Source organism: Aeromonas sp. QDB39 (genome assembly GCF_027707585.1).
GTDB classification, from domain to species: Bacteria; Pseudomonadota; Gammaproteobacteria; order Enterobacterales; family Aeromonadaceae; genus Aeromonas; species Aeromonas hydrophila.
On the sequence record NZ_JAPCIV010000129.1, the window covers coordinates 1 to 904 of the forward strand.

Consider the following 904-nt stretch of genomic DNA (forward strand, 5'->3'; position numbering starts at 1 on the left):
TGGACAGGAATAGTTATAAATGGTGATCGGGTGATCTGATAGTACGAATTTAATATCTGAATTTTCAGCTGACACCAACTCTCGCACACCTTCTGCCCACAACGTACAGTGTATAGAACGTAATAACTGCATTTCAGTCATTAACTGTTGTTGGTTAAGTTCATGGTATTTACTTCTAATCCAGTCCAAACCTTTTGGTGTTCGAAGCTTCTGTGCATCTAAGTAAATAAAGAAATCGTTAAAATTATTGTGCCACTGGGCCTGATCGTCGGTTAGAAATGCACGAATAGCTTTGGAGCCATTATGATCTATTGGGCCAAATAACTTCCGTTCTATATCATCGCTTACATCTTCACCGAAGAGAGTTGAGTAGAGATGTTCCCCATAGAACTGTTGAGCCGGAGTATGCCATTTTTTAAATGTTTTCACCTTCACCTCACCATTAGGTAAGGGGAACTCCCGACGAGTTAAGTAGCAGAGCTGGTCATCACGATCGCTCATGAAACCTTTCTGATGCCATTGTGGGATGTAATGGTTGTTTTTAGTTATCATCCGATCAACCTCAAAATCAATTATTTTATTGCTGTGATCATGCCGCGTTTTAATATAATCAGTTCCTCTTTCAACTCTGCATTTTCGTACTCCAGAGCACTGATTTGAGCTAGCGCTTTGACGAGCTTATCATTTAATTGATGCTGAGCAGCAGCAAACAATGCTAGCTTGTTTTTTTCAGCCTCGTACTTCTCCTTGTAGTTCGTTTTAATTCGCTTTTGCTCGTTGAGCTTGGCTCGCACGGCTTGAATCTCTGGCACTACCTGGTTGCCTCTATCTGTAGAGATTTTTGCTTTGGCGGCTTTTACTTTGGCAACAAACTCAGGGTAGTAATAGCCGCTACCATTGCCTA

2 protein-coding genes are annotated in these 904 nt (G+C 41.3%); both read right to left on the bottom strand.

What is annotated here, in order from left to right; translation table 11 throughout:
* On the bottom strand, window positions 1–501 hold a 501-nt coding region (locus tag PG899_RS24145), incomplete at its 3' end, for a hypothetical protein (protein WP_270697824.1).
* 71 nt (window positions 502–572) lie between these two features.
* Window positions 573–904: hypothetical protein (locus PG899_RS24150; protein WP_270697825.1), on the bottom strand; the 332-nt coding region annotated here is incomplete at its 5' end.